The organism is uncultured Campylobacter sp., assembly GCF_938040115.1.
Taxonomy (GTDB): Bacteria; Campylobacterota; Campylobacteria; order Campylobacterales; family Campylobacteraceae; genus Campylobacter_A.
In genome coordinates this window covers 1-1,858 of sequence record NZ_CALHXD010000131.1, presented here as the reverse complement: position 1 = coordinate 1,858, position 1,858 = coordinate 1, and the positions used below count along the sequence as shown (strand labels likewise).

Genomic DNA, 1,858 nt, shown 5'->3' with positions numbered 1-1,858 from the left:
ATGCAAACGTAAATCGCGACCGCGATCTGCTTTGGTTGAAATTATAGCCAAAATCGGGCGTAAAAAGCGGCGAAAAATTAAAAAATATTGTTTTTCGGGTAAAATTCTAACTCAAAAGGCGCGAAAAGACGATACGCCGAGCAAATCTGAAATAAAGCGTTTCGTTTTACCTTGCGCAAGCTCTCGTAACGCTACGCTCATCGCAAAGACGCAAAAATCAAATACCGCGCTAAGTCAAACACCCTTTTTCTTCTTCCGCCGCGCCGTAGTCTTGCTTTAAGTTAGCCGCTACCATGCCCGCTTGCACGCGCTCTTTGGTAGCGTTTATGACGAGACTTTTGCATTTTTTGAGCTTTTCTAGCGTATCTGCGGCTAGCAATGGCAAAAGGCCAGGCTCGCTAGCGAATAAATTTAACGCCGCAAGTAGCGCGATGATGAAGAATTTCATTCGTATCCTTTTAAAATTTAATGTGCGATTATAGCAAAAACGCGGGGGCGTTTTTCGGCTCGGACGAGAAATTTAGGCGCGAGCGGAAATTTCAAGCGAGGATAAAGCGTATAAATTTACTAGACTTAAATTAATCGGCAAAGCAAAAGCAGCGAGCCTAACCCCGCGCTTTGGCGATGCAAGCGGCGACGGCATCCATCAAGGCGCCGCGAAATCCGCCTTTTTCAAGCGCGGCAAGTCCTTCGATCGTGGTTCCCGCCGGCGAGCAGACCTCGTCTTTTAGCGCGGCCGGGTGCTTGCCGCTTTGGATCAGACGCGCCGTCCCTTCTACGGCTGCCGCAACGGCGTCGTAGCAAAGCCGCCTAGGCAGTCCGCCCCGCACGCCGGCATCGGCCGCAGCCTCGATAAAGGCGCACGCATACGCGGGCAGGCTGCCTGCGATGCCCGTAAATGCGGCAAAACCGGCCTCGTCTATCTCGTAAATTTTGCCTATTTTTGCGATTATCTCGCGCACGGTCTCTTTCTTGGCCTCGCTAAATCCAGCGTCAAAGCAAAGAGCCGTGGCCGACGCGCCGATGCAAGCTGCGATATTTGGCATCGCGCGAGCGATATAAACGCACTCGCCTACGATTTGCCTAGCGCGTTTTATGTCAAAATTAGGCGCCAAAAGAAGCAAAATTTTGCCCGCAAGCTCGGGTGCGATCAGGCGCAAGATAGCCTCGTAGCTAGCGGGCTTAGTAGCCAGCACGACCGTGTCCGCTTCGCGCGCTAGATCCGTTTCGTTCGCGGCTATTTTTATGCCAAATCTTTGCCGCAAGGCTTCGTTTTTGCTTCTGGCGCAGGCTATGATTTCAAATTTCGTCTTTTTTTCGCATTCGCGCCGACTCGTGTTTTTATCCGTTTGCGCTAAATTTTCCGCCCTGTGTGCCTCGCTACCGCCGTCAAATTTTTGATCGTCTTCGGCAAAGCTTGCCCCGTCAGGTTGCGCTCGCCAAAGCGCCTCTATCATCGCGCCGCCCATATTTCCGCCGCCGATGAAGCCTATTTTTACGTTTTTCATTTCGCCGTCTTTTTTAGAGTGCCGATTTTGACCGCTTTGCCCGCGATCGCCGTATTTACCGCCGCGCTATCCGCCCAGATCGCGCCCGTAACCTGCCCAGGCGCCAAGGTATAAACGCCGCCCGTCTGCGCCTCGTCGCTCGCCTTAAACTCGTTGCCCACGACCAGCTCATAAACGACGTTCGTGTCATTTTCAAATTTGATCGCCGCTTTTAGCGTCGGCTCCATTTTCTGTTTAGCTGCGCCCACGTACTGCTCGAGTATGTTTTTGCTAAGCTTGCCGTAGACGTCGCCGTCTGAGCTTAGATATATCCGCACGGCGCGCTTGTCCGAGTTTTTGCCGCCTTTTTC

The 1,858-nt window shown here is 52.3% G+C and carries 2 protein-coding genes and 1 pseudogene; all 3 read right to left on the bottom strand.

Going from position 1 to position 1,858, the window contains the following annotated elements:
* Positions 1-229: 229 nt before the first annotated feature.
* A complete protein-coding gene (locus Q0314_RS04995) occupies positions 230-448 on the bottom strand; it encodes a hypothetical protein (RefSeq protein ID WP_298057202.1) in 219 nt (72 codons plus the stop codon).
* A 157-nt stretch (positions 449-605) separates the two neighbouring features.
* Positions 606-1,508, bottom strand: a complete 903-nt coding sequence (proC, locus tag Q0314_RS04990) for a pyrroline-5-carboxylate reductase (protein WP_298057199.1) — start codon at positions 1,506-1,508, stop codon at positions 606-608.
* Positions 1,505-1,858 (bottom strand): annotated as a pseudogene (locus Q0314_RS04985) (hypothetical protein); the annotation flags it as partial. The pseudogene Q0314_RS04985 and the gene proC, both read right to left, overlap by 4 nt.